Origin of the sequence: Amycolatopsis solani, from assembly GCF_033441515.1 — a bacterium.
Taxonomy (GTDB): Bacteria; Actinomycetota; Actinomycetes; order Mycobacteriales; family Pseudonocardiaceae; genus Amycolatopsis; species Amycolatopsis solani.
In genome coordinates, this window is record NZ_JAWQJT010000003.1 from 1,055,292 (window position 1) to 1,078,677 (window position 23,386).

The 23,386-nt window shown below is 71.7% G+C and carries 20 protein-coding genes; 8 read left to right on the forward strand and 12 right to left on the reverse strand.

The window, feature by feature from the left end; all coding sequences use genetic code 11:
• Nucleotides 1-13 precede the first annotated feature (13 nt).
• Nucleotides 14-2,059, reverse strand: coding sequence for an acyl-CoA dehydrogenase family protein (locus SD460_RS37485; RefSeq protein WP_318307422.1), 2,046 nt, complete (start codon nucleotides 2,057-2,059; stop codon nucleotides 14-16).
• Nucleotides 2,060-2,205: 146 nt separating this feature from the next.
• On the opposite strand from SD460_RS37485, the gene kstR reads away from it, so the two are divergent.
• Nucleotides 2,206-2,826: a cholesterol catabolism transcriptional regulator KstR gene (gene kstR / locus SD460_RS37490; RefSeq protein ID WP_125315661.1), complete on the forward strand. Its 621-nt coding sequence runs from the start codon at nucleotides 2,206-2,208 to the stop codon at nucleotides 2,824-2,826.
• A 7-nt stretch (nucleotides 2,827-2,833) separates the two neighbouring features.
• Here kstR and SD460_RS37495 read toward each other — a convergent pair whose 3' ends face one another.
• The gene (locus SD460_RS37495; RefSeq protein ID WP_290057023.1) at nucleotides 2,834-3,664 is read right to left on the reverse strand and encodes an LLM class F420-dependent oxidoreductase; all 831 of its coding nucleotides are present in this window, start codon (nucleotides 3,662-3,664) and stop codon (nucleotides 2,834-2,836) included.
• A 76-nt stretch (nucleotides 3,665-3,740) separates the two neighbouring features.
• On the opposite strand from SD460_RS37495, the gene SD460_RS37500 reads away from it, so the two are divergent.
• The gene (locus SD460_RS37500) at nucleotides 3,741-4,436 is read left to right on the forward strand and encodes a class I SAM-dependent methyltransferase (protein ID WP_290057021.1); all 696 of its coding nucleotides are present in this window, start codon (nucleotides 3,741-3,743) and stop codon (nucleotides 4,434-4,436) included.
• Between the two features lie 119 nt (nucleotides 4,437-4,555).
• Here SD460_RS37500 and icmF read toward each other — a convergent pair whose 3' ends face one another.
• The gene (icmF, locus tag SD460_RS37505) at nucleotides 4,556-7,789 is read right to left on the reverse strand and encodes a fused isobutyryl-CoA mutase/GTPase IcmF (RefSeq protein ID WP_290057020.1); all 3,234 of its coding nucleotides are present in this window, start codon (nucleotides 7,787-7,789) and stop codon (nucleotides 4,556-4,558) included.
• Nucleotides 7,790-7,927: 138 nt separating this feature from the next.
• On the opposite strand from icmF, the gene SD460_RS37510 reads away from it, so the two are divergent.
• Genes SD460_RS37510 through SD460_RS37520 form a run of 3 tightly spaced genes read left to right on the forward strand, consistent with a single transcriptional unit; the run spans nucleotide 7,928 to nucleotide 9,367 of the window.
• On the forward strand, nucleotides 7,928-8,272 hold the full coding sequence (locus SD460_RS37510; protein ID WP_290057018.1) for an ArsR/SmtB family transcription factor: 345 nt from the start codon (nucleotides 7,928-7,930) through the stop codon (nucleotides 8,270-8,272).
• The gene (locus SD460_RS37515) at nucleotides 8,265-8,711 is read left to right on the forward strand and encodes an SRPBCC family protein (protein WP_290057017.1); all 447 of its coding nucleotides are present in this window, start codon (nucleotides 8,265-8,267) and stop codon (nucleotides 8,709-8,711) included. The genes SD460_RS37510 and SD460_RS37515 overlap by 8 nt, the downstream gene beginning before the upstream one ends.
• Nucleotides 8,708-9,367 (forward strand): DUF899 domain-containing protein, encoded by a 660-nt coding sequence (locus tag SD460_RS37520; RefSeq protein WP_290057015.1) that lies wholly within the window; start codon nucleotides 8,708-8,710, stop codon nucleotides 9,365-9,367. Before SD460_RS37515 ends, SD460_RS37520 begins: the two co-directional genes overlap by 4 nt.
• A gap of 61 nt (nucleotides 9,368-9,428) precedes the next feature.
• On the opposite strand, the gene SD460_RS37525 is transcribed toward SD460_RS37520, so the two are convergent.
• From SD460_RS37525 to SD460_RS37540, 4 genes are read right to left on the reverse strand one after another with little or no spacing between them, the layout of a single operon-like run.
• Entirely contained in the window at nucleotides 9,429-10,040 is a 612-nt protein-coding gene (locus tag SD460_RS37525; RefSeq protein WP_163046663.1) for a GTP-binding protein, read from the reverse strand.
• Nucleotides 10,021-10,737 (reverse strand): DUF742 domain-containing protein, encoded by a 717-nt coding sequence (locus SD460_RS37530; protein ID WP_290057014.1) that lies wholly within the window; start codon nucleotides 10,735-10,737, stop codon nucleotides 10,021-10,023. The genes SD460_RS37525 and SD460_RS37530 overlap by 20 nt, the downstream gene beginning before the upstream one ends.
• A gap of 7 nt (nucleotides 10,738-10,744) precedes the next feature.
• Nucleotides 10,745-11,197 carry a roadblock/LC7 domain-containing protein gene (locus SD460_RS37535; RefSeq protein ID WP_086861520.1) on the reverse strand — a complete coding sequence of 151 codons (453 nt, stop codon included), beginning with the start codon at nucleotides 11,195-11,197 and terminating at the stop codon, nucleotides 10,745-10,747.
• Nucleotides 11,194-15,453: a nitrate- and nitrite sensing domain-containing protein gene (locus tag SD460_RS37540; RefSeq protein ID WP_318307685.1), complete on the reverse strand. Its 4,260-nt coding sequence runs from the start codon at nucleotides 15,451-15,453 to the stop codon at nucleotides 11,194-11,196. Before SD460_RS37540 ends, SD460_RS37535 begins: the two co-directional genes overlap by 4 nt.
• Before the next feature lie 1,011 nt (nucleotides 15,454-16,464).
• On the opposite strand from SD460_RS37540, the gene SD460_RS37545 reads away from it, so the two are divergent.
• Together SD460_RS37545 and SD460_RS37550 are read left to right on the forward strand one after the other, a co-directional pair.
• Nucleotides 16,465-16,902: a DUF485 domain-containing protein gene (locus SD460_RS37545; RefSeq protein ID WP_290057012.1), complete on the forward strand. Its 438-nt coding sequence runs from the start codon at nucleotides 16,465-16,467 to the stop codon at nucleotides 16,900-16,902.
• Nucleotides 16,899-18,491 (forward strand): monocarboxylic acid transporter, encoded by a 1,593-nt coding sequence (locus tag SD460_RS37550; protein WP_290057010.1) that lies wholly within the window; start codon nucleotides 16,899-16,901, stop codon nucleotides 18,489-18,491. The genes SD460_RS37545 and SD460_RS37550 overlap by 4 nt, the downstream gene beginning before the upstream one ends.
• 18 nt (nucleotides 18,492-18,509) lie before the next feature.
• Here SD460_RS37550 and SD460_RS37555 read toward each other — a convergent pair whose 3' ends face one another.
• Nucleotides 18,510-19,076, reverse strand: coding sequence for a TetR/AcrR family transcriptional regulator (locus SD460_RS37555; RefSeq protein ID WP_290057008.1), 567 nt, complete (start codon nucleotides 19,074-19,076; stop codon nucleotides 18,510-18,512).
• A 136-nt stretch (nucleotides 19,077-19,212) separates the two neighbouring features.
• Here SD460_RS37555 and SD460_RS37560 point away from each other — a divergent pair, with 136 nt between their 5' ends.
• Nucleotides 19,213-20,646 carry an MFS transporter gene (locus SD460_RS37560; protein WP_290057006.1) on the forward strand — a complete coding sequence of 478 codons (1,434 nt, stop codon included), beginning with the start codon at nucleotides 19,213-19,215 and terminating at the stop codon, nucleotides 20,644-20,646.
• Here the strand turns inward: SD460_RS37560 and SD460_RS37565 are convergent.
• From SD460_RS37565 to SD460_RS37580, 4 genes are all read right to left on the reverse strand, one after another.
• Nucleotides 20,624-20,965 carry a DUF3817 domain-containing protein gene (locus tag SD460_RS37565; RefSeq protein ID WP_086857625.1) on the reverse strand — a complete coding sequence of 114 codons (342 nt, stop codon included), beginning with the start codon at nucleotides 20,963-20,965 and terminating at the stop codon, nucleotides 20,624-20,626. The genes SD460_RS37560 and SD460_RS37565 overlap by 23 nt on opposite strands.
• Before the next feature lie 10 nt (nucleotides 20,966-20,975).
• Nucleotides 20,976-21,374 (reverse strand): hypothetical protein, encoded by a 399-nt coding sequence (locus tag SD460_RS37570; protein ID WP_290057005.1) that lies wholly within the window; start codon nucleotides 21,372-21,374, stop codon nucleotides 20,976-20,978.
• Between the two features lie 484 nt (nucleotides 21,375-21,858).
• A complete protein-coding gene (locus tag SD460_RS37575; RefSeq protein ID WP_290057003.1) occupies nucleotides 21,859-22,773 on the reverse strand; it encodes a lytic transglycosylase domain-containing protein in 915 nt (304 codons plus the stop codon).
• Between the two features lie 118 nt (nucleotides 22,774-22,891).
• Nucleotides 22,892-23,374, reverse strand: a complete 483-nt coding sequence (locus SD460_RS37580) for a helix-turn-helix transcriptional regulator (protein WP_290057001.1) — start codon at nucleotides 23,372-23,374, stop codon at nucleotides 22,892-22,894.
• Between the last annotated feature and the right edge of the window lie 12 nt (nucleotides 23,375-23,386).

Genomic DNA, 23,386 nt, shown 5'->3' on the forward strand with positions numbered 1-23,386 from the left:
GCCGCCCCGGCGATCAGCGCGGCAAGCCCAGAAGCCGTTCGGCCGTCAGCGAAAGCAGCACCTGGGTGGTCCCGCCCGCGATCGACAGGCACCGCGTCAGCAGGTACTCGCGCTGCGCCGCGCCGTCCGCGAGAAGCGCACCGGTCCCGGCCGCTTCGACGGCGAACGCGGCCACGTCCTGCCGGTGCCGCACCCCGAGCAGCTTCCGCACGCTCGACTCCGCGCCGGGATCCTGCCCCTCGAGCCGCCGCAACGCCGCCCGCAGGTCCAGCACCGAGCCCGCGACCCCGTCGGCCACCAGGGCACCGAGCCGGTCCAGCTCGACGTCGCCGAGCGCCGATGCATCCATTGTGGACACCAGCGTCTGCACGCTTTCCCCGACCGCGGAACCACTCCCGATGGCCACCCGCTCATTCGCCAGCGTCGTGCGCGCCAGCCGCCAGCCGCCGCCCGGCGGGCCGACCACGTCCGCGTCCGGGACGAACACGTCGTCCAGGAACACCTCGTTGAACACGGCGTCGCCGGTGATCTCGCGCAGCGGGCGCGTGGTGATGCCCTCGGCGCGCATGTCGACCAGGAAGTACGTGATGCCCTTGTGCTTGGGCGCGGCCGGGTCGGTGCGGGCCAGGCAGATGCCCCAGTCGGCTTCGTGGGCGAGCGACGTCCACACCTTCTGGCCGGACAGCCGCCAGCCGCCGTCGACGCGCCGCGCGGCCGTCCGCAGCGCGGCCAGGTCGGAGCCGGCGCCGGGCTCGCTGAACAGCTGGCACCACGTCAGTTCACCCCGGAGGGTGGGCCGGGCGAACCGGTCGCGCTGCTCGTCGCTGCCGTGTTCGAGGATCGTCGGCACCGCCCACGCGCCGATCACCAGGTCGGGACGGCGGACGCCGGCCTCGGCGAGCGCGCCGTCGATCCGCAGCTGCTCCGCGGCGCCGGCACCCCGGCCGTAGGGCGCGGGCCAGTGCGGGGTCAGCAACCCGGCGTCGGCCAGCGCGGCCCGCTGCCCGGCCTCGGGCAGCGCCGCGATCCGCGCGACCTCTTCGCGCAGTGCGGGATCGTCGCCGACGTCGACGTTCAGGGTGCGCTCGGCCCCTTCGAGCGCCAGCGACGCCGCCCGCCGCCGCCACGTCCCCGTGCCGCCGAGCCACTGCCGCAGGGCGATCGCGCGGCGCAGGTACAGGTGCGCGTCGTGCTCCCAGGTGAACCCGATGCCGCCGAGGATCTGGACGCAGTCCTCGGCGTTGGCGACGGCCGCGTCGAGGGCGACGACGGCCGCGCTCGCCACCGACAGCGGGTGCTGCCCGGACGCCGCGTCCCAGGCCAGCGCTTCGGCCGCTTCGGCGCGGCAGAGCATCTGGGCGCAGAGGTGCTTGATCGCCTGGAACGCGCCGATCGGCTTGCCGAACTGCTCGCGGACCTTGGCGTACTCGACGGCGACGGTCAGGCACCGCCGCGCCACCCCGGCCGCCTCGGCCGCGGCCAGCGTCGCCGCGAGGGGAGCGACCGGCGGCAGGGTCAGGACGTCGGCGCGGACACCGGCGAAGCGCACGCGCGCCAGCGGACGCGAGAAGTCGAACGCGTCCAGGGGTTCGACCGTGACACCCGGCGTGCCCGGCGCGAGCAGCACGTGACCCTCGCCGGACGGCACCAGGAGCCACGTTTCGGCGTCCACCCCGGGCACCGGGCCGGTGACGCCGTCGTCGAGCGAAGGCGCGTCCAGCAGCACCGCGAGCGTCGCTTCCCCCTCGGCCAGCGCCGGGAGCAGCTCTTTCGCGGCGGGTATTCCGGCGAGCAGAAGGCCGCCGAGCGCGGTGCCGAGCAGCGGCCCCGGCACCAGTTCTTCGGCCGCGGCGGCGAGGCCGGCGGCGAGATCGGCGATACTGCCGTCGGCACCGCCCGCCTCCGCGGGCAGCGCGACGCCGAGGAGGCCGAGCCCGGCGAATCCAGCGGGTATCCCGGTTTCGGCCGCGCGCACCGCCGCTCGCGGGTGGTGCGCCGCGGACCAGGCGTGGATCGCCTCGGCCAGCGCGGCCTGTTCGTCGGTGAGCGCGACCGGCATCGGGCCTCCTCGCGAAACGGGACACTACTCGCGAGTGTAGAACGTGTTACAGTTTTTCGGCCAGTGGGTCGATTGTTGAACGTTTCGCCAGGACAGGTACCCTATGTGATGAACTGGAACAAGTTCCGACGGACAGGGGAACTCGGATGCCCGGCAAGACCAAGGCGCGCGGCAACGGCCTGAGCGCGATCGGCGCCGACGAGCTCGGCTCGGCCGCGCAGCGCGACCGCCGTCGCCGGATCATCGACGCGACCCTCGCCCTGGCCTCGAAGGGCGGCTACGACGCCGTCCAGATGCGGGCCGTCGCCGAGAAGGCCGACGTCGCGCTCGGCACGCTGTACCGGTACTTCCCGTCGAAGATCCACCTGCTCGTGTCCGGGCTGGCGCGCGAATTCGAGCGCGCGCAGGAGAAGCTCGAGCGCCAGGCCATCCCGGGCGAGACGCCCGCCGAGCGGCTGATGTTCGTGCTCGGCCGCAACACCCGCCTGATGCAGCGCGACCCGCACCTGACCGAAGCCATGGTGCGGGCCTTCATGTTCGCCGACACCTCCGCGGCCGCCGAGGTCGAGCAGGTCGGGCTGCTCATGGAGAACATGTTCGCCAAGGCGATGGGCATCGACGAGCCCACCGAGGCCGACCGCGACATCTTCCACGTCGTCGCCGACGTCTGGATGGCGAACCTGGTGGCCTGGGTGACCCGCCGCGCCTCCGCGGCCGACGTCGCGAACCGCCTCGAACTGTCGGTCCACCTGCTGCTGGACAAGTAGCCGCGCCTCAGCGGTGCGCGGCGGCCACCTCCGCCAGCTCGTCGAGCGCCTTGAGCGTCTCCGCTTCCGGCAGCGTGTCCAGCAGGAACGTGTACCGCTCGACGCCGGCCTCGCGGAAGCCGTCGATCACCTTCGGGATCGTCGGGCCGCCGAAGACCGCGAACTGGACGTCTTCGCGGCCCTGCTCGGCCAGCCAGCGGCGGACGCGCTGGGCTTCCTGGTACTTCGTGTAGCCCCGGAGCAGCCAGCCGTCGCCGTACTTGGCGAGGCGGTTCAGCGCCGCTTCGCTCTCACCGCCGATGTAGATCGGGACGTGCGGCTTCTGCACCGGCTTCGGCCAGCTGAAGATCGGGTCGAAGTCGACGTGCTCGCCGTGGAACTCGGCCTCGTCCTTCGTCCAGATCTCCTTGAGCGCGGCCAGCTGCTCGTCGATGAGCGCGCCGCGCGTCTTCGGATCGGTGCCGTGGTTGCGCATCTCCTCGCGGTTCCAGCCGACCCCGACGCCGAACAGCGCGCGCCCCTCGGAGATCAGGTCCAGCGACGCGACCTCCTTGGCGGTGTGGATCAGGTCGCGCTGGATCAGCAGCGCGATCCCGGTGCCGAGCAGCAGCTCCGACGTGGCGGTGGCCGCGGCGGTGAGCGCCAGGAAGGGGTCGAGCGTGCGGTAGTACACGCGCGGCAGGTCTCCCCCGCCCGGGTAAGGGGTTTCCCGGCTCACCGGGATGTGCGAGTGCTCGGCCAGGAACAGCGAGTCGAAGCCGCGTTCCTCCAAAGCCGCACCCAGAACGTCCGGGCGGATGCCCTCGTCGGTCACGAACGTCGAGATCCCGAATTTCATGCTCCAGGAGTACCACTGCCTTGACAGGGGGTGCACGATGGAGTCATCTCATCATACGTTGAATAAGGGGGCGGTCATGGACGTACAGGACGTCGACTTCGAAGAGCTCTACCAGGGTGCCACGCCGATGGGCCGCAAGATGCCGTGGGACATCGGCGCGCCGCAGCCCGTGGTCGTCGCGCTGGCCGACGCCGGCGAGTTCGGCGGCGACGTGCTCGACATCGGCTGCGGCCTCGGCGACAACTCCGCGTTCCTCGCCTCGCGAGGCCTGCGCGTGACCGGGCTGGACGGCGCCCCGTCGGCGATCGAGCAGGCCCGCGCCCGCGCCGCCGAGAAGGGGCTCGACATCGAGTTCGCCGTCGCCGACGCGACGAAGCTCGAAGGGTACGAAGGCCGCTTCGACACGGTCCTCGACAGCGCGCTGTACCACTGCCTGGACGAGGACCAGCGCAGGGCGTACCTCGCGGCGCTGACCCGCGCGACCCGCCCGGGCGCGCGCCTGCACCTGTTCTGCTTCTCGCCGTCGGTCCCGGACTCGTTCCCGGCGCCGTACCTGATCAGCGAAGCCAACCTGCGGGAGACGGTCGGGAAGGACTGGACCATCGAGGTTCTCGAGCCGACGCTCTACACGACGTCGATGACGGCGGAGGAGCTGCGGCAGAGCGTCCGGGTGGTGCTGGACGCGGACCCGGAAGGCTTGACGAAGATGGAGACCGACGCGAACGGGCGCGTGCTGGTCCCGGTCTGGCAGCTGAAGGCGGTACGCCGTTAGAGCGTGGTGGCGGAAGCGCCCCAAGGTGGCCTTGGTTGCGTCAGACGCACCCAAGGCGGCCTTCGGTGCGTCTGACGCACCGAAGGCCACATTGGGGCGCTCTGGCCGGGCGCGCGCGACTAGACGTTCCGCCGGTACTGGCCCCCGACCTCGAAGAACGCCTCCGTGATCTGACCCAGCGAACACACCCGCGCCGCGTCCATCAGGACGCCGAACAGGTTGCCGCCGCGGGTGGCTGCTTCGCGCAGGGCCTTCAGGGCCTGCTGGGCTTCCTCGTGGTGGCGGTGCTGGAAGTCCGACAGGCGGGCGAGCTGCGACTTCTTCTCGTCCTCCGTCGCCCTCGCCAGTTCGACCTCGATGTCGTCCTCGCCCGCGTTCGGGTTGCGGAACGTGTTGACGCCGATGATCGGCAACGAACCGTCGTGCTTCTTGCGCTCGTACAGGATCGACTCGTCCTGGATCTTGCCGCGCTGGTAGCCGGTCTCCATCGCGCCGAGGACGCCGCCGCGCTCGGAGATGCGGTCGAACTCCGCCAGGACCGCTTCCTCGACCAGGTCCGTCAGCTCGTCGATGACGAACGAGCCCTGCAGCGGGTTCTCGTTCTTCGACAGGCCCCATTCCTTGTTGATGATCATCTGGATGGCCATCGCGCGACGGACCGAGGACTCCGACGGCGTCGTGATCGCCTCGTCGAACGCGTTGGTGTGCAACGAGTTCGCGTTGTCGTACAGCGCGCACAGGGCCTGCAGCGTGGTGCGGATGTCGTTGAAGCTCATCTCCTGCGCGTGCAGCGAGCGCCCGGACGTCTGGACGTGGTACTTGAGCTTCTGGGACCGCTCGTTCGCGCCGTAGCGGTCGCGCATCGCCACCGCCCAGATCCGGCGCGCCACCCGGCCGAGGACCGAGTACTCCGCGTCCATGCCGTTGGAGAAGAAGAACGACAGGTTCGGCGCGAAGCAGTCGACGTCCATGCCGCGGGCGAGGTACGACTCGACGTAGGTGAAGCCGTTGGCCAGTGTGAAGGCCAGCTGCGAGATCGGGTTCGCGCCGGCCTCGGCGATGTGGTAGCCGGAGATCGAGACCGAGTAGAAGTTCCGCAGGTGGTGCTCGATGAACCACTCCTGGATGTCGGCCATCATCCGGAGGCTGAACTCGGTGGAGAAGATGCAGGTGTTCTGGCCCTGGTCCTCCTTGAGGATGTCGGCCTGCACCGTGCCGCGCACGTTCTGGAGCGTCCACGCGCGCAGCTCGGCGGCCTCGGCGTCGGACGGGTCGCGGCCGTGCTCGGCCCGGAACGCGTCGACCTTCTGGTCGATCGCGGTGTTGAGGAAGAAGGCCAGGATCGTCGGCGCCGGGCCGTTGATCGTCATCGACACCGATGTGTTCGGCGCGGTCAGGTCGAAGCCGTCGTAGAGGACCTTCATGTCCTCGACCGTCGCGATGGACACACCGGACGTGCCGACCTTGCCGTAGATGTCGGGGCGCGTGTCGGGGTCGTGGCCGTACAGGGTCACGGAGTCGAACGCCGTCGAGAGCCGCTTCGCCTCGGAGTCGGCCGAGAGCAGCTTGAACCGGCGGTTGGTGCGGAACGCGTCGCCCTCGCCGGCGAACATCCGCGCCGGGTCCTCGCCTTCGCGCTTGAACGGGAAAACGCCCGCGGTGTAGGGGAAGTACCCCGGCAGGTGCTCGCGGCGCAGGAACGACAGCAGCTCGCCGTCCTCGGTGTACCGCGGCAGCGCGACGCGCGGGATCCGGTTGCCGGACAACGTGTCCCGCCACAGCTGCGTGCGCAGCTCCTTGTCGCGGATCTTCACGACGAGCTCGTCCTGGCGGTATTCCTCGGCCAGCTCGCGGAAGCGCTCGAGGAGCTTTGTCGATTCGCCGTCCACATCGGACTCGGCCGCGGCGAGCAGCCCGTCCAGCGCGTCGGTCGACGCGTCCACCTTGGACAGTTCGGTCTTGGTCAGCGCCAGCGCGTTCCGTTTGCGGACCGCGGCGACCTGCTGCTCGGTCTTCGCGTGGTAACCGCGCACCGAGTCGGCGATCTCGGCCAGGTAGCGCGCGCGGTTGCCGGGGATGATCGTCGAGGCGTCCGTGGACACCTTGCCCTCGACGCGCGGCAGCGTGCCCGCCGAGACGCTCAGCCCGCGCTCGCCCAGCATGCCACGCAGGTGCTGGTACAGCGCCGTGACGCCGTCGTCGTTGAACTTCGCCGCGCTCGTGCCGTACACCGGCATGTCCTCGGGACCTTCAGAGAAGGCCTCGCGGTTGCGCACCAGCTGGCGCGCGACGTCGCGGCGGGCGTCCTCGGCGCCGCGGCGCTCGAACTTGTTGATCGCGACGACGTCGGCGAAGTCGAGCATGTCGATCTTCTCCAGCTGCGACGCGGCGCCGAACTCCGGCGTCATCACGTACAGCGAGTTGTCCACGAAGTCGACGATGCCGGCGTCGCCCTGGCCGATGCCCGGCGTCTCGACGATCACCAGGTCGAACCCGGCGGCCTTGCAGGCCAGGATCGATTCGCGCAGCCCGGCCGGGATCTCCCCCGACGTCGTGCGCGTGGCCAGCGAGCGGAAGAACACCGGAGAGCCGTCGAGGCAGTTCATCCGGATGCGGTCGCCGAGCAGCGCGCCGCCGCCCTTGCGCCGCGACGGGTCGACCGCGAGCACCGCGATCCGCAGCTTGTCCTCCTGGTCGAGGCGGAAGCGGCGGACCAGCTCGTCGGTGAGCGACGACTTGCCCGAGCCGCCGGTGCCGGTGATGCCCAGGACCGGCACGGTCCGGCCGGCCGCGGCCTCGGTGATGCCGTCGAGCAGCTCGCCGGGCAGCCGCCCGGCCGCCAGCTGGGTGATGACCCGCGAGAGCGCGGGGACGTCCCCGGAGAGCACCTTGTCCAGCGCCGGGCCCTCGGCCGCGAGGTCGGTGTCGCAGGCCTCGATCATCGAGTTGATCATGCCCGGCAGGCCCATCTCGTAGCCGTCTTCCGGCGAGAAGATGCGGGCGACGCCGCGCGAGTGCAGCAGGTCGATCTCCTCGCGCACGATCACCCCGCCCCCGCCGCCGAAGACCTTGATGTGGCCGGCGCCGCGCTCGCGCAGCAGCTCGACCAGGTACGAGAAGTACTCGACGTGCCCGCCCTGGTAGGCGGAGATCGCCACGCCCTGGACGTCTTCGGCGATGGCGGCGGTGGCCACCTCGTCGACCGAACGGTTGTGGCCGAGGTGGACGACCTCCGCGCCCTGCGACTGCAGGATCCGCCGCATGATGTTGATCGACGCGTCGTGGCCGTCGAAGAGACTCGACGCCGTGACGAACCGGACGGGGTGCGCGGGGCGGTACAGCTCACTGCTCATCCCCTAAAAATACTTTGACTTCCTACTGTTGGAAACCCGAGGACCAGTGACACGGCTCTCAGCGCCCTTCACGGCAACCTTGACAGTGCGCAGCTCGGGTCTATATTTAACGGAGTCGTTAATTAACAAGGTGCTGAAATGACCATTCCGGTAGACCACCTGAGCCGCACGTTCGCGGCCCTCGCCGACCCGACCCGGCGTGCCATCCTCGCCCGGCTGTCGGCGGGCGAAGCGACGGTGAACGAGCTCGCCGAGCCGTTCCCGATGAGCCTGCCCGCCGTTTCGCGACACCTCAAGGTGCTGGAGCAGGCCGGGCTCATCACCCGCGGCCGCACCCGCCAGTGGCGGCCCTGCCGGCTGGCGGCGCAACCCCTGGAAGACGTGGCCGACTGGGTGGCGCGCTACCGCCCGTTCTGGGACGACGGGTTCGACCGCCTCGAAGAGCACCTGCGGACGCTGCGGACCGGGAGCGAGGATGCCTGAGCTCACCATCACCCGGGTCTTCGACGCGCCCCGCGAGCTCGTCTTCGCCGCGTGGACCGATCCCGACCAGCTGGCGAGCTGGCTCGGACCGCACGGCTACACCGGCTCCGCGGTCACCCTGGCGACGCGGCCGGGTGGCGCCTGGCGGGCGTGCATCCGTTCCCCCGAGGGCGACGAGCACTGGATGCACGGCACCTACCGCGAGATCACCGCCCCCGAGCGGCTCGTGTTCACGTTCACCTGGGACACCGAGGGCGATCTGCGCGCCGAGACCCTCGTGACGATCGACTTCGCCGATCTGGACGGCAAGACGGAGATGACCTTCGTCCAGACCGGCTTCCCGGCCGTCGCCGACCGCGACGGCCACCACGGCGGCTGGACCTCCAGCTTCGACGACCTGGCCGGCTTCATCCACCACCGAGGAGAGGAAGACCGATGACCGCGACCCAGCACGCCCTGCCCGAGATCGTCTCGCCGGAGGAATGGCAGGCCGCGCGCGACGCACTGCTCGTCAAGGAGAAGGAGCACATGAAGGCGGCCGACCACCTCGCCGCCGAACGCCGGCGGCTGCCGATGGTGCCGTTCACGAAGCCGTACGTCTTCGAGTCGGCCGAAGGCAAGAAGAGCCTGCTGGACCTGTTCGACGGACGGCCGCAGCTGATCGTCTACCACTTCATGCTGCACCCGGGCGACGAAGCGGGCTGCCCCGGCTGCTCGCTCCTCGTCGACAACATGCCGCACCTGGCCCACCTGCACGACCGGGACGTCACGCTCCAGGTCGTCGCGCCGGCGACGCTCGCCGAAATCGAGCGGTACAAGGGCCGGATGGGCTGGGACGTGCCGTTCGTGTCCGCGCACGGCAGCGACTTCACCGAGGACTGCGGCGTCGGCATGGGCTTCGGGATCAGCGTGTTCCTGCGCAACGGCGACGACGTCTATCGGACGTACTTCACCAGCAACCGCGGCGGCGAGATGTTCCTCGCCTCGCACCGGTACCTCGACGTCACGCCGTGGGGCCGCCAGGAGGCGTGGGAAGAGGAGAGCCGGGGCGACGACGGTCCCGGCGCCTGGTGGCGCCGCCACGACGAGTACTGACCGTCGCTGAAGGCCACCACCACGGCACCGGCTGCCCTGGTGGTGGCCTTCCGCCTTTTCGTCAGCGGGCGTTGGCCGCCCGGAGCGCGATCCACTGCCGCATGGCGTACTCGACCAGCGTGATGAGCGTCTGCTTGGTCGACTCGCGGTCGCGCGCGTCGCAGCGGACGATCGGGATGTTCGGGTCGATCGACAGCGCCTCGCGGACGTCGTTGATGTCGTGCTCCAGCACGCCGTCGAACGTGTTGACGCCGACGATGTACGGCAGTCCCCGGTCCTCGAAGAAGTCGATCGGGGCGAACGAGTCCGCCAGCCGGCGCGTGTCGGCGAGCACCACCGCGCCGATCGCGCCGCGGACGAGGTCGTCCCACATGAACCAGAACCGCTGCTGACCGGGCGTGCCGAAGAGGTAGAGGATCAGGTCCGCGTCCAGGGACACGCGGCCGAAGTCCATCGCCACCGTCGTCGTCGACTTGCCCGGCGTGTGGTCGAGGTTGTCGACGCCGACGCTGGCGTCGGTCATCATCGCCTCGGTGGTCAGCGGCACGATCTCCGACACCGACCCGACGAAGGTCGTCTTCCCCGCACCGAACCCACCAGCCACCACGATCTTGGCGGATGTCATGGTCGGGGGCGCGGTGTCCCGCGGTGCCTTATAGCCGACGGAGTCCACTCAAAACCCTTTCCATCAACACCAGATGTGCCTCGGCGCCGTCATTGCCCGTAATCGTCTTGTGCACCGTGACCAGCCCTGCGTCGGCCGCGTCGCTGATCAGCACCCGGGCCACGCCAAGAGGCACCCGCAAGGCCGACACGATCTCGGCGACCGAACGGGGGGTCCGGCACTCTTCCATGATCGAAATGCACTCGATCTGCTCCGCGGCCACTTCGGGGAAGCCACCGGTGGCAGCGTAGTCCTTCGCGGAGATCAGTGTCTCCAGCTCCAGGGCATAGTTGGCCCGGGTGCGGCCGCCCGTCAGCGCGTAGGGCCGGACGATGGCCGTCAGCTCCTCGGGCGCGGGCGGCTGTTCGAACACCGCGGGCATCACGAACTCGCCACTGGGCGGCCCCGGGTCGAACAATCCACCAGGTCGCGGGCTGTCCCCGTCGGTACTGCCGGGTGGAGAGACTAAAGAGGTCACACGATCTCCTTGGTCGGCCGACGGCGCGGGCGCCGGCGGTTCCGCGGCCGCGTGCGCACCGGCGGCCGGGGGTGGCGGGGACTCCTTGCTCTTCTTGCGCTTCCGGCGGGCACGGCCGGAATCCAGGGTGAACCCGTTGAGGACGTCGGCGAACGTGCCGTCGTCCCCACGCCCGGCGGGCCGCTGGCCCTCGGGTGGTTCGCCGTTGAATCCGGACCCCGTGCTCATCGCGCCATCATCCCACCGGTTCACCGATCAGCGACCCACCGGAGCCCTGAAGCTGGGCGCGCAGCTCCGGCGTGAGGATCTGACCGACGCGGTCGACGAGCATCGTCATCTCGTAGGCGACCTGCCCGATGTCGCAGTTGGGGGCGGCGAGGACGGCGAGGCAGGACCCGTCGCTGATCGACATCAGCACCATGATCCCGAGCTCCATCTCGACGACGGTCTCGTTGACCGCGCCGGCCTCGAAGCAGCGGGCGGCGCCCTGGGTGAGGCTGACCAGGCCCGAAGCGACCGCGGCGAGCTGGTCGGCCCGGTCGAGCGGAAGCCGGTTCGACGCGGTCAGCAGCAAGCCGTCCGCCGAGACGACCACGGCGTGGGCCACGCCGGGCACCCGCTCCGCGAAGTCGTTCACCAGCCAGCCGAACTGGTTCTGCGTCGGCTGGGCGCTACTCGGCGAGTTCATTCACCCTCCAGTGTCTCGTGGTTGGTCTCGGCCGCCTGCGCGGTGCGGTGGCGTCCACGCTCGATGCCCTGCTGGAAGCTCCGCAGGCGGCCGCGCACGTCGTGCGCATCCCGTTGTGGTCGGGGGGCCGTGGCCCCGGTGGGCGGTCCGGCGCTGCCCGGAAGCAGCTGCTCCCCGCGACGGCGACGGGGCAATCCTGCCGAAGTGAAAGTGGCGGGTGCCGACTGGGACACCGCTTGCACCGCCCGCCACCCGTCATCGGTCCCGAAGTTCCACTCGGTGGTGGCCTCGACGGCGGAGGTTTCTTCCCGCGGGGCCGGGGTTTCGGGGGCGTCCGGTGCGGCGCCGCGGCGCGAGGGCAGCGACGACGGAGGGGCGCCCGGCCGGCCGTTGGCGGGCGGCTGCCCGTTGGCGGGCGGCTGCCCGTTCGGCTGGGCCTGACCCGGCTGCGGAAGCCCGCTGGACGGCGGCGCGGCCGGGGACGGCTGTGGCAGCCCGTTCGGCTGGGCGGGACCGCCCGGGTTGGCCTGGCCCGGGTGGGCGAGACCGTTCGGCGGCACCTGACCCGGCTGGGCGGAACCGCCCGGCGGGAACTGACCTGACTGCGTGGGACCGCCCGGCTGGGCGAGACCGCCCGGCTGGGCGGGACCGCCCGGCTGGGCCTGGCCCGGCTGGGCAAGGCCGTTCGGCGGGACCTGACCCGGCTGCGCCGGACCGCCTGACTGGGCGGGACCACCCGGGTTGGCCTGGCCCGGGTGGGCAAGGCCGTTCGGCGGGACCTGACCCGGCTGCGCGGGACCGCTCGACTGGGCGGGACCGCCCGGCTGGGCCTGACCTGGCTGGGCAAGGCCGTTCGGCGGCACCTGACCCGGCTGCGCGGGACCGCCCGGGTTGGCCTGGCCTGGGTGGGCAAGGCCGTTCGGCGGGACCTGACCCGGCTGCGCGGGACCGCTCGGCTGAGCCTGGCCCGGTTGGGTGGGGCCGCCGGGGTTGGCCTGGCCAGGTTGGACGAAACCGTTCGACGGGACCTCGCCCGACTGCGCGGGACCGCCCGGCTGAGCCGAGCCCGGGTGGGCGAGACCGTTCGGCGCCGCGGGGGAATGGCGGCGGGGTTGGGGCAGCGGGTTCGGCTGGGGGCGGCTCGTCGGCCCGGTGTTCGGCTGGGCCGGGGTGGCGCCCTGCGGTGCGGTCGCCTCCTGGCGCGAGGCGCCCGCCTGGGGCGAACCCGCGGACTGAGTCGCTTCCGGGCCCGCGCTCGCCGTTGCGGCCGATGCGCCCGGGGCCGGCTGCGGGGTGCCCGGCTCGTCGGCGCTCGCTTGGTGCGCGGCCGGAGCACCCGCCGCCTGGTGCGCGGCCGGAGTACCCGGCGCTTGCTGGGGCGGGGCCGGGGTGCCGGTCGTGGGCTGGACCGCCTCGGTCTGGGCCGGCTGGGGCTTGGACTGGCGGGCCTGCTGGCGGCCTCGGGTCACGCCCTGCTGGAAGCTGCTCAGCCTTCCCCGCACGTCCGCCGGGTCGCGGACCGGGAGGTCCGGGCGGGCCGGGGCCGGGGTGGGGGCGGCCGGGGCCGCGCTGCCCGGCATCAGCTGCTCGCCGCGGCGGCGGCGGGGCAGGCCCGCCTCCGTGAACGCCGTCGGGGCCGCCTGGGACCGGGCCTGGACCGTGCGGAAGTTCTCGTCGCTCGCGAAGTCCCAGCTGCGGTGCTCCTGCGGTTCGGCTTCCGCCGGCTCCGGCTCCTCCTCGGCGGTGACCGGGGCGGCAGCGGCCGGCGCGGCAGGCGTGGCCGGCTTGTCCTCGCGGAACCACGCCGACAGCATCTCGTCGAAGATCGGCGTCGTTTCCGAGCGGTCCGGCGCGGGGTCGGGGGCCGGCGGGGCGGGGGGCGTCGTGGTCGCCTGCTGCCACCAGTCGCTCAGGGTCGTCTCGTTGGCGGAGAACAGGTCCTTGCCCGCCGGGAGCTCGTCCGGCTTCGGCGGCTGCGCGGGCATCGGCAGCACCGCGGGCAGCGTCGGGCGCGGGGGCGGCGGGGCGTCCTCGTCCTTCGGGATCGGCGCGAACAACGCCGTCCCGGAGATCTCCAGGTCGGACGGCGGGCGCGTGGCCGGGCCGCCGGCGCTCAGGCCCGCGAGGTCGCTCGCGGACGGCCAGCGCTCCTCCCCCATCGGCGGCTGCTGCGGGACCAGCGGGCGCGGGCGGGAGTGGCCGTTGACCTGACGGCGGGGCAGCTGGTTGCCGGCCGCAGGGCTGGCCGGGTGCTGCTGCAGCGCGCCGATCGGGCCGGTCGCCGGGCCGTCGGTCACCGGCATCACCAGGTCCGCCGGGACGACGACCGTGGCGCGGACGCCGACGATGTCCTTGCCGCCGTGCAGCGAGACCCCGATGCGGTGCCTGCTGGCCAGCCGGCCGACGACGAACAGGCCCATCCGGCGCGAGGTGGCGAGGTCGACCGACCCCGCCTCGGTCAGCCGGGTGTTCGCCTCGGCGACCTCGGCCTCGTTCATGCCGATGCCCTTGTCGAGGATGTCGATGTTGAGCGAGCCGTCCTCGCCCAGCCGCGACGCCACCGTCACCGACGTCTCCGGCGCGGAGAACGCCGTGGCGTTGTCCAGCAGCTCGGCGACCAGGCGCATCAGGTCGCTCGCCGCGTAGCCGACGATCCGCGCCGGGGGCGGCGGCTGGACCTGGACCCGCTGGTACTGCTCGATCTCCGACACCGCGGCGCGGAGCATGTCCGTCGTGCCGACCGGCTTCCCCGACCGCCGGCCCGGCTCGGCACCCGAAAGCACCATCAGGTTCTCGTTGTTGCGCCGCATCCGGGTGGCGAGGTGGTCGAGCTGGAACAGCGTCGCCAGCTGGTCGGCGTCCTCCTCGTCCCGCTCGAGCTGCTCGATCAGCTGCAGCTGCCGCTGGACGAGGCTCTGGCTGCGCCGCGAAAGGTTGACGAAGACGCTGCCGTAGCCGGTGCGCATCGCCGCCTGCTCGGTCGCCAGCCGCAGCGCCTGGTGGTGCACCTTGTCGAACGCGCGCGCCACCTCGCCGACCTCGTCGTCGGTCTGCACCGGGACCGGGCGGACGTCGGTGCCCTGCGCGCGGCCCTCCTGGATGTTGCGGACCGCCTCCGGCAGCGCGGTCTCGGCGACGTCGAGGGCGCTGCGGCGCAGCACCTTCAGCGAGCGCAGCAGCTGGCGGGTGATGAGGAAGACGACCGCGACGGCGAGCACCATCGCGCCGAACAGCAGCACGGCCAGCAGGCCGGCGCCGCTGCTGGAGTCGTCGACCAGCTCCTGCGACGTCGCCGACGCCGACGCGCCGAGCCGGTCGGCGACCTGCGCGATCTGCGTGCGCATCGCGGCGGAGGCGGCGTTCCAGTCCTGGGCCGACAGCGTGCGGAACGCGTCGTCGACCGCGCCGCTCGGCGCGTTCAGCACCGACTCGACCATGCGGGCCCGGCTCTGCGCCTGCGCGCCTTCGGCGATGGCCGCGAAGTCGCGCTGCAGCGTGTCGCCCGCCGCGGACCGGAAGTCGACGAGCCGGTCGCCGAGGCGCAGCTCGGCGGCGCGGAGGGTGGCCAGCTCGCTCGGCGACAGCCCGGCACGGGCGATGCCGAAGGAAACCAGTGACTGGCTGACCGACACCTGCTCGCCCGCGACGAGGAGCTCGTGCAGCCCGGCGGGGGTGCCGCCGAGCGTGCCGTCGCCGGCGCCCGCGGTGGCCGCGGTGTCGAGGGCGACCAGCGGCTTGGCGAGGTCGGAGAACGCCGTGATGGCCTGGCCGGGGTCGAGCTGGCCGCCGTCGACCTGGCGGCGCAGGAAGCCGAGGTTGCCGAGCTGCGAGGTGGCGGCGCCCGCGGCACCGGCCACGCCGGGCTCGATCGCGGCCGCGCGGGCCTGCGCGGCGGTGAACGGGGCGACCGCCGCGTCCGTGGCCGTGCGGGCCTTCACGAGTTCGGGCGTGCCGCCGACGGTGCCCTCGGTCAGCATCGCCGCGGTGACCGTGCGCTCCTGCTGCAGGGCGCCGGTGAGCGCGCGCACCTGGCCGCCGAGCGCGACGAGCCGGTCGAGCCGCTGGTAGTCGTCCGAGCGGCCGACCTGGCCCGCGATCGTCGTGATGCCGAGCACCAGCGCGAGGACGATGGGCACGACGGTGACGGCCGAAAGCTTGACGGGGAGGCTCCAGTCGCGCCAGTGCACGAGTGCGTGCCACGCCGCCTTCCCCTTCGACCGCCGGGGTGCTCGGCCGAGCAGCTCCCCCACGGGCACCTGACCTTCTCCTGCAACGGTCACGTGAGTGACTCCCTGTCCGGCGTCATGGATCCGCGTCGGCGACGCGGCGTGCCGGCTCGTGGCGGGCGCCCGGACGGCCACGCCGCCCGCACCCTGCCGCTTCGCCGTCGCCCTCGCTCGCCCCCGGCAGCCCCGCCGTCCGCGCGCCCGTCCCCGGGCAGGCACCGCCCCGACGTCCCGTGCAAGGGACTGTGCACGTGCACGGCGCAACTTGCGTTCTGCACGGTTGTCGAGATCAACTTTATCGGGGCCAATCGATCGCTGCGGTCAGCTGGGCCAAAGAATCGTACCCCCGATGCCCGGCCGGTCAATTTCGTCGTCCACTCGGGCGCTGACCTGCAGAAAGTGGATTCCCGGCCGCGAACCGCGCGAGACATTCCCCTTCGCGGCCCCCGAAGAGGGAATTCCGGTTACCGGACACGCCTCACCCAGGCATCCGGCCGTCACCCGATTAGCCCAAGCAGGGCAACAGCGTACCTCAGTCGATCTACACTCTGTACCCCCAACGGGTGGGTCAAGTCTCAAGATGTGCCCGATCTTGTGGCGTTGCGCGGCGACGTCCCTCGACCTGGTGATTTCTTTCGAGAACCCGCGCCGACCTGTGGATCTTCGCCGCCACGCCGCCGCGGGAGGACCCTCTTCGGCGCTACGGAACCGTACTTCGACCACCCAGAGTGACACGAGGTCACCCGCGCCTGGCATGATTACTTCGTTCGCCGCAGCGTAGGCCGAACGCGACAACGTCGTGTCACAATTTTTCTCATCATTCCGGGTGATCTGCCCGTGATCTCCCCACCAAAAGCGCATTCGATGCTTTCGACAAGAAAACGAATACCGCGTGTTCCGGGGGTCCGAACCACCCGGCCGCCCTCGGACTCCGCCAGACGGCCTAGTTACGATGTGCGCCTCGCAGACCGCAAGGGCGGCCGGCGCCCGCCGCGGGCACCGGGTCCCGCCGCCACGCCAGGCTCTCTGCCGGAGGCACCCATGTACGACGTCGCGCGACCAGCGACGGGCAACGCCCTCGAGGAGACCGGCCGGATGCCGGCCCTCTTCACCGGGGAGCGCCCGACCGGCGCCCCGCAGCGGCGGCCCGCCGCCCCCACCGGCCCGGACTACGCCGGGATCCAGGCCAGCCGCGAGTTCGTCGCGCTGCGCCGCCGGTTCCGCGGGTTCGTCTTCCCGATGAGCCTCGCCTTCTTCGCCTGGTACATGACGTACGTGCTGCTGGCCGCCTACGCGCACGACTTCATGAGCACCAAGGTGTTCGGCCAGGTCAACGTCGGCATCGTGCTCGGCATCGGCCAGTTCGCCAGCACCGCGCTGGTCACCTGGCTCTACCTCCGCTACGCGCGCCGCCACGTCGACCCGCGCGTGGCCGAACTGCGCGCCCGCGAGGGCGTGGCGGAAGGGACGAGCCGGTGACCGCCCTCGCCGCGGGCGGGGTGCCCGCCAGCGACCCGCTCGTCAACACGGTCGTGTTCGCCCTCTTCGTGGCCATCACGCTGTACGTCGTCTACCGGGCCAGCAGCCGCAACTCGTCGACCGCGGACTACTACGCCGCGGGCAGCGCCTTCACCGGCCGCCAGAACGGCATCGCCCTCTCCGGCGACTTCCTCTCGGCGGCGTCCTTCCTCGGGATCGCCGGCGCCATCGCGATCCACGGCTACGACGGCTTCCTCTACTCGATCGGCTTCCTCGTCGCGTGGCTGGTCGACCTGCTCCTGATCGCCGAACTGCTGCGCAACACCGGCCGCTTCACGATGGGCGACGTGCTCAGCTTCCGGATGAAGCAGCGCCCGGTCCGCGCGGCGGCGGCGACGTCGACGCTGGTCATCTCCTTCTTCTACATGCTCGCGCAGATGGCGGGCGCCGGTGGCCTGGTGGCACTGCTGCTGAACGTGCACTCCAAGCTCGGCCAGGCGCTGGTGATCGGCGTCGTCGGCCTGGTCATGGTGCTGTACGTGCTGGTCGGCGGGATGAAGGGCACCACGTGGGTGCAGATCATCAAGGCGACGATCCTGCTGCTGTGCGGCGCGCTGCTCACGGTGTTCCTGTTCGGCAAGTTCGGCTTCTCGTTCTCGAACCTGCTCTCCTCGGCGGCGGAAAACAGCCCGCTCGGCGACAAGCTCCTCGAGCCGGGCGGCTCGTACGGCAAGAACGGCACCACCAAGCTGGACTTCGTGTCGCTGGCGCTGGCGCTGGTGCTCGGCGCGGCGGCGCTGCCGCACGTGCTGATGCGCTTCTACACGGTGCCGAACTCCCGTGAGGCGCGGCGAAGCGTCGTCTGGGCGACGGCGTGCATGTTCCTCTTCTACCTGTGCACGCTGGTGATCGGCTTCGGCGCGGCCGCGCTGGTCGGCGCGGACGAGATCAAGGCCGCGCCCGGCGGCGAGAACTCGGCGGCGCCGCTGCTGGCGCTGCACGTCGGCGGCACGCTGCTGCTGGGCATCATCGCCGCGGTGGCCTTCGCGACGATCCTCGCGGTCGTGGCCGGGCTGACGATCACCGCGTCGGCCTCGTTCGCCCACGACGTCTACGCGAACATCTTCAAGCGGGGCAAGGCGGAGCCCGCCGACGAGGTCCGGGTGGCGCGGCTGACCGCGATCGTCGTCGGCGCGATGGCGATCATCGGCGGCGTGCTGGCGAACGGGCAGAACATCGCGTTCCTGGTCGCGCTGGCGTTCGCGGTGGCGGCGTCGGCGAACCTCTCGACGCTGCTCTACTCCTTGTTCTGGAAGCGGTTCAACACCACCGGCACGCTGTGGGGCATCTACGGCGGCCTGATCGCGTGCCTGCTGCTGGTGCTGTTCTCGCCGGTCGTCTCCGGTTCGCCGGATTCGATCTTCAAGGGCATCGACTTCGCCTGGTTCCCGCTGAAGAACCCGGGCCTGGTCTCGATCCCGTTCTCGTTCCTGTGCGGGTTCGTCGGCACGCTGGTCGGCAAGCCGAAGGCGGACGAGGCGAAGCAGGCCGAGATGGAAGTCCGGTCCCTCACCGGGATCGGCAGCTGACGGCCTGGACGGCCTGCGTCACGCGCGCAGGCCGTCCAGGATCACGGTCAGCACCCGCTTCCCCTCCTCCGGGCTGCAGTTGCGCACCGCCATCCCGGCGCCGTGGCCCAGCCGCAGCACGTCGACGCCCTGGATGTCCGCGCGGATCAGCCCCGCGTCCTGGGCGGCGCCGACCAGGACGCCGGTGGCTTCGCGCAGCCGCTTCTGGCAGTACTGGAAGGTCTCCGAGCCGGAGTCGATCGACTCCTTGAGGAACGTGGCCAGCTTGTGCCGCTCGACGACCCAGGTGACCTGGGCGGTCAGCCAGGCTTCCAGCGCTTCCCACGGCGGCAGCTCGTCCCGCAGCGCGAACGCGCGGTCGGCGAGCACTTCGATCTCGTCGCGGTAGACCGCCTCGAACAGCTTCTCGCGCGTCGGGAAGTGCCGGTAGAGCGTCCCCGCCCCGACCCCCGCCTTCTTCGCGATGTCGTCCAGCGGCACGTCGGCCCCGTGCGCGGTGAAGAGCTCCTTCGCCGTCGCGACGATGCGCTCGTAGTTGCGCCGCGCGTCCGCCCGCATCGGACGCGCCGTGTCCCCGCCCGGCATCCCGGCCTCCTCACCACGTAACCGGAGAGATTCTCCGAATTCGCTTGCGCATCCGGAGACGCTCTCCATATTATCGCTTCAGACCCCAAGTGGAGAAGCTCTCCACTTACCTTCGTGCTCCTTGGGGGAGTATCCCTTGTCGCAGCAAACGCTCCATCGTGCGGTCGAGCCTGCCCCGGCCCACCGCAGCGGGCTGGTCCTCGCGATCATCCTGACCTGTCAGCTCATGCTCATCCTCGACGCGACCGTGATGAACGTCGCCCTCCCGCGCATCCAGGCCGACCTGGGGTTCTCCCCCACCGGCCTGTCCTGGGTGATGACCGCCTACAGCCTCGTCTTCGGCGGTTTGCTGCTGCTCGGCGGCCGGGCGGGTGACCTGTTCGGCCGGCGCCGGATGTTCGTCGCGGGCACCGCGCTGTTCACCCTCGCCTCGCTGGCCGGCGGCCTCGCCGACTCGGCTGCGCTGCTCATCGCCGCCCGCGTCCTGCAGGGCGTCGGCGCCGCCATGGCCGGCCCGAGCACCCTGGCCCTGGTCACCACGACGTTCACCGAGGCCAAGGCCCGCGTGCGGGCGCTGGCGCTGTTCTCCGCGATGTCCAGCGGCGGCTTCGCGATCGGCCTGATCGTCGGCGGCCTGCTCACCGAGTGGATCTCGTGGCGCGCCGCGCTGTTCATCAACGTCCCGTTCGGGCTGGCGATCGTGCTCCTCGCCCCGCGGTTCGTCCCCGAGCCGCCGCGGCGACGGGCCCACCTCGACCTGCCCGGCGCGATCACCGGCACCTTCGGCGTCGGCGCGCTCGTGTTCGCCTTCACGCACGCCGCGTCCGACGGCTGGGGCAGCCCGGTGACCCTCGGCTCGCTCGCCGGCGGCCTGGCGCTGCTCACGGCGTTCGTCGTGATCGAAGCCCGGACCGCGCTGCCGCTGGTCCCGCTGCGCCTGTTCGCCGACCGCAACCGCAGCGCGGCCTACGTCAACTTCTTCCTCGGCCCCATGGCGATGATGTCGATGTTCTTCTTCCTCACCCAGTTCATGCAGGACATCCGGCACTACGCCGCGCTGGCCACCGGGTTCGCCTTCCTGCCCATGGCGGCGCTGATCTTCACCATGAGCCGGCTCGTGCCGCGGTTGCTGCCCCGCTACGGGCCGAAGCCGCTGGCGATCACCGGGTCGCTGCTGATGGTGGCGGGCGTCGCCTGGCTCGCCACGCTCACCACGAGCAGCGCGTACTTCCCGGCGTTGCTGGGACCGCTGCTGCTCATGGGGCTCGGCGGCGGGCTGGCGTTCGCGCCGCTCAACGTGATCGTGATGGCCACCGTGCCCAGCGAGGACGCGGGCGCCGCGGGCGGCGTGCTGCAGACGATGCAGCAGGTCGGCAGCACGCTCGGGCTGGCCGTGCTGATCACCGTGTTCGGCTCGGTGACCCGTTCGGCGGGCTCGACCGGCGCCCAGCTGACGGTCGACGGGATGACCGCCGCGTTCGGGACGGCCGCGGTGTTCGCGGCCTGCACGTTCCTGGTGGCGCTGACGTTCCGCCGCCAGGGCGCGGCTACAGCTTCTGCCCGGCCTTGACCTTGTGCGTCACCCGGCGCTCGACGAGGAACGAGACGAACGGGACGCAGCCGGCCAGCAGCACGAGCACGGTGCCCTTGATCGACCAGCGGGCCTTGATCGCCAGGTCGATGGTCAGCACCAGGTAGATCATGTAGAGGACGCCGTGGATCGGCGAGTACACCGCGGACGGCGTCGGGTTGTCGAAGCCGTAGCGCAGCACCATCACGAAGCACAGGCCGAGCAGGCCGACGCCGGTGACGTAGGCGGCGGTCCGGAACCGGACCAGGGGGCCGGCGAGCGGCACCGCTGTCCGGGCGCCTTCGGTGCTGGTGGTCATCGGGTCGTCCTCACTCTGCGGCCTGCTGGTCGCGGGCGTTCAGTTCACGCAGGTAACGGTTGTACGAGGCCAGCTCCTCGTCTTCGTCCGTGGGTCGCACGTCGGGACGGGGACGGGGAGCGGGCACTTCGGCGACGGGCTGTTCCCCGGGCTTCGCGTCCGCGGTGCCGTCGGCTTCGGCCTTCAGGCGGAGTTTGCGGATGCGCCAGAACATGAAGGCGGGGAAGAGCCCGAACAGCGGCCACTGCAGGACGTAGCCGAGGTTCTGGAAGGTGCCGTTCGCCGAGGTGAAGCGGTCCCACTGCCACCAGGCGAGCCCGCAGCAGACGAGCAGGCTCACCAGGCACGTCGCGGCGATCGCGATCCGGCGCCCCCAGGGGGACACGGCCGGCGGGTGGGGATCTGGCACGGTTCGACGCTAGCACTGGACGGCCAAGCGGCGACGGCCGACCGCGACCCGGGTGGCCCGGCTCTCAGCGGCCTTGGATGAGGTTGGGGCGCCGGTCGCGGGCTTGGAGTGCCGCGTCGGGGGTGCCAAGTGCCGCGAATGACTCATTCGGGACGTCGGAGGTCCCGAATGAGTCATTCGCGACCTCGCGGGCCTCCGGAGCGGCGCGGGACCGTCCGCGATCCAGCGCCGGTGGTGGTCGCAAGAGAGCGGTGCAGGCGAGTTCGCGGCCGAACGGGCCGCCGGTGGGCCCCGATGCCGGAAGGCTCGCGGGCGAAGGAGCCCGGGCCGCTGGGCCACGATCCCGCGAAGTCACGGCCGAACGAGCCCGCCGGTAGGGCTACGGTGCCGGGACGCTCGCGCGGACGAAAAGCCCGACGGTCGGGACCACAGCGCCGGCGAGGTCGCACCGAGCGGCGCCGACCGCGGTACCGGGCCGCGGCGCTCAACCCTGCTTGCGGACCGACTGGGCGCCCTTCGCGTAGCCGTCCGCCAAGCCGAACACCTTCTGCGCGTACTCCGTCGAATTGTTGTACGACAGGATCCCGGCCCACCACCCGTCCGGGCTGGCCATGTCGCGGCCGCCCGCGCACAGGTACCGCGCCGCCGCCAAAGCCGCGTCGTCGATCTGCTGGGGGTCGCCGAGGCCGTCGCCGTTGCCGTCCGACGCCCACTTGCGCCAGGTGCTCGGGATGAACTGCATCGGGCCGACCGCGCGGTCGACGCCGGTGTCGCCGTCGTAGCGGCCGCCGTCGGTGTCGCCGATCGCCTGGACGCCGGCCGAGCCATCGAGGGGGACGCCGATGATCGGCTTGGACGGGCGGCCGTCCGCGCCGAGGATCGCGCCCGCGTACTGGCCGTGGTTCGACTCGATGCGGCCGATGCCGGCGAGCGTGGCCCACGAGATCTTGCACTTCGGCTGGTCGGCGCGCATCGCCAGCTCGGCGTTGCCGTACGCGGACAGCGCGCGGGCCGGGACGCCGGTCACCGCGGCGACCTGGTTCGCCCATTGCGACAGCGTTGCCGGGCCCGTGCTGCGGGCCTGCTGGGGAGACGTCTGCTGCTCGGCCCCGCCCGCCACGGCGCCGCCGGCCGGGGCGACCGACCCCGGGCGGACGTCGGCCGCCTTGACCTGCAGGGCGGGGATTTCGGTGGTGAGCGGGCTCGCCTCGGGCGTCGCCGCGCGGGTGACCAGCCAGATGCCGCCGCCGGCCACGGCCAGCACGGCGAGGACCACGATCAGCCGGGTGAGCACTGCGACGCTCTGGGAGCGTGGCGCCGGTGCCGGTGCGGCGGGGGCGGCTTCCTCGACGCTCGCGTCGATCGGGTCGTCCTCGTTCTTTCCGGTCCTGGTGCGCACGTAACTCCGGTCCTCCAGCGTGGTGTCGACGAAGTGTCAACGAGCCCGCGCAGGTTAGCGTTACGCGGGTCGCCGAAATCCTCTTCCCACGCCGGTTCACCCGGCCGTGTGAAAAACGTCAGGCGGACTTCTGCTGCCGCGCGAGGCGCGCGACACACCAGGCCGGGGCGCTGCCGCGGCGGAGGTGCTGCAGGACGGTCATCGGCCCGAGCCGGCGGCTCAGGTCGGACGGCGCGAGACCGGCCGCCCGGTAGTCGAGGGCTCGCTGGTCGAGCGGGCTGATGCCGGCGTCCCACCACTCTTCGGCCTCGGCGACGCCGCCGACCATCTGCCACCAGCCCGCGGCGGCGGTGAGGAGCTCTTCCGGGACGTCCGGCAGGCGGCTGCGCATCGCGGCGAGGTAGCCGGGATCGGCCGACTCGACGGGCACGAACCGGGACTGCCCGGTCCGGGCACGCTGGCCGGGGATGCCCGGAGCCTGCGGTGGCGCGTCGGCCAGCCACGCGGACGCGATGCGGTCGACCTCCTGCTCTTCGGGGGTCTGCTCGCGCTCGGCGGCCCATTGCCGGATCAGCGCGTCCACTCCGGGATCTCCGGTCATCCCTGCCTCCTT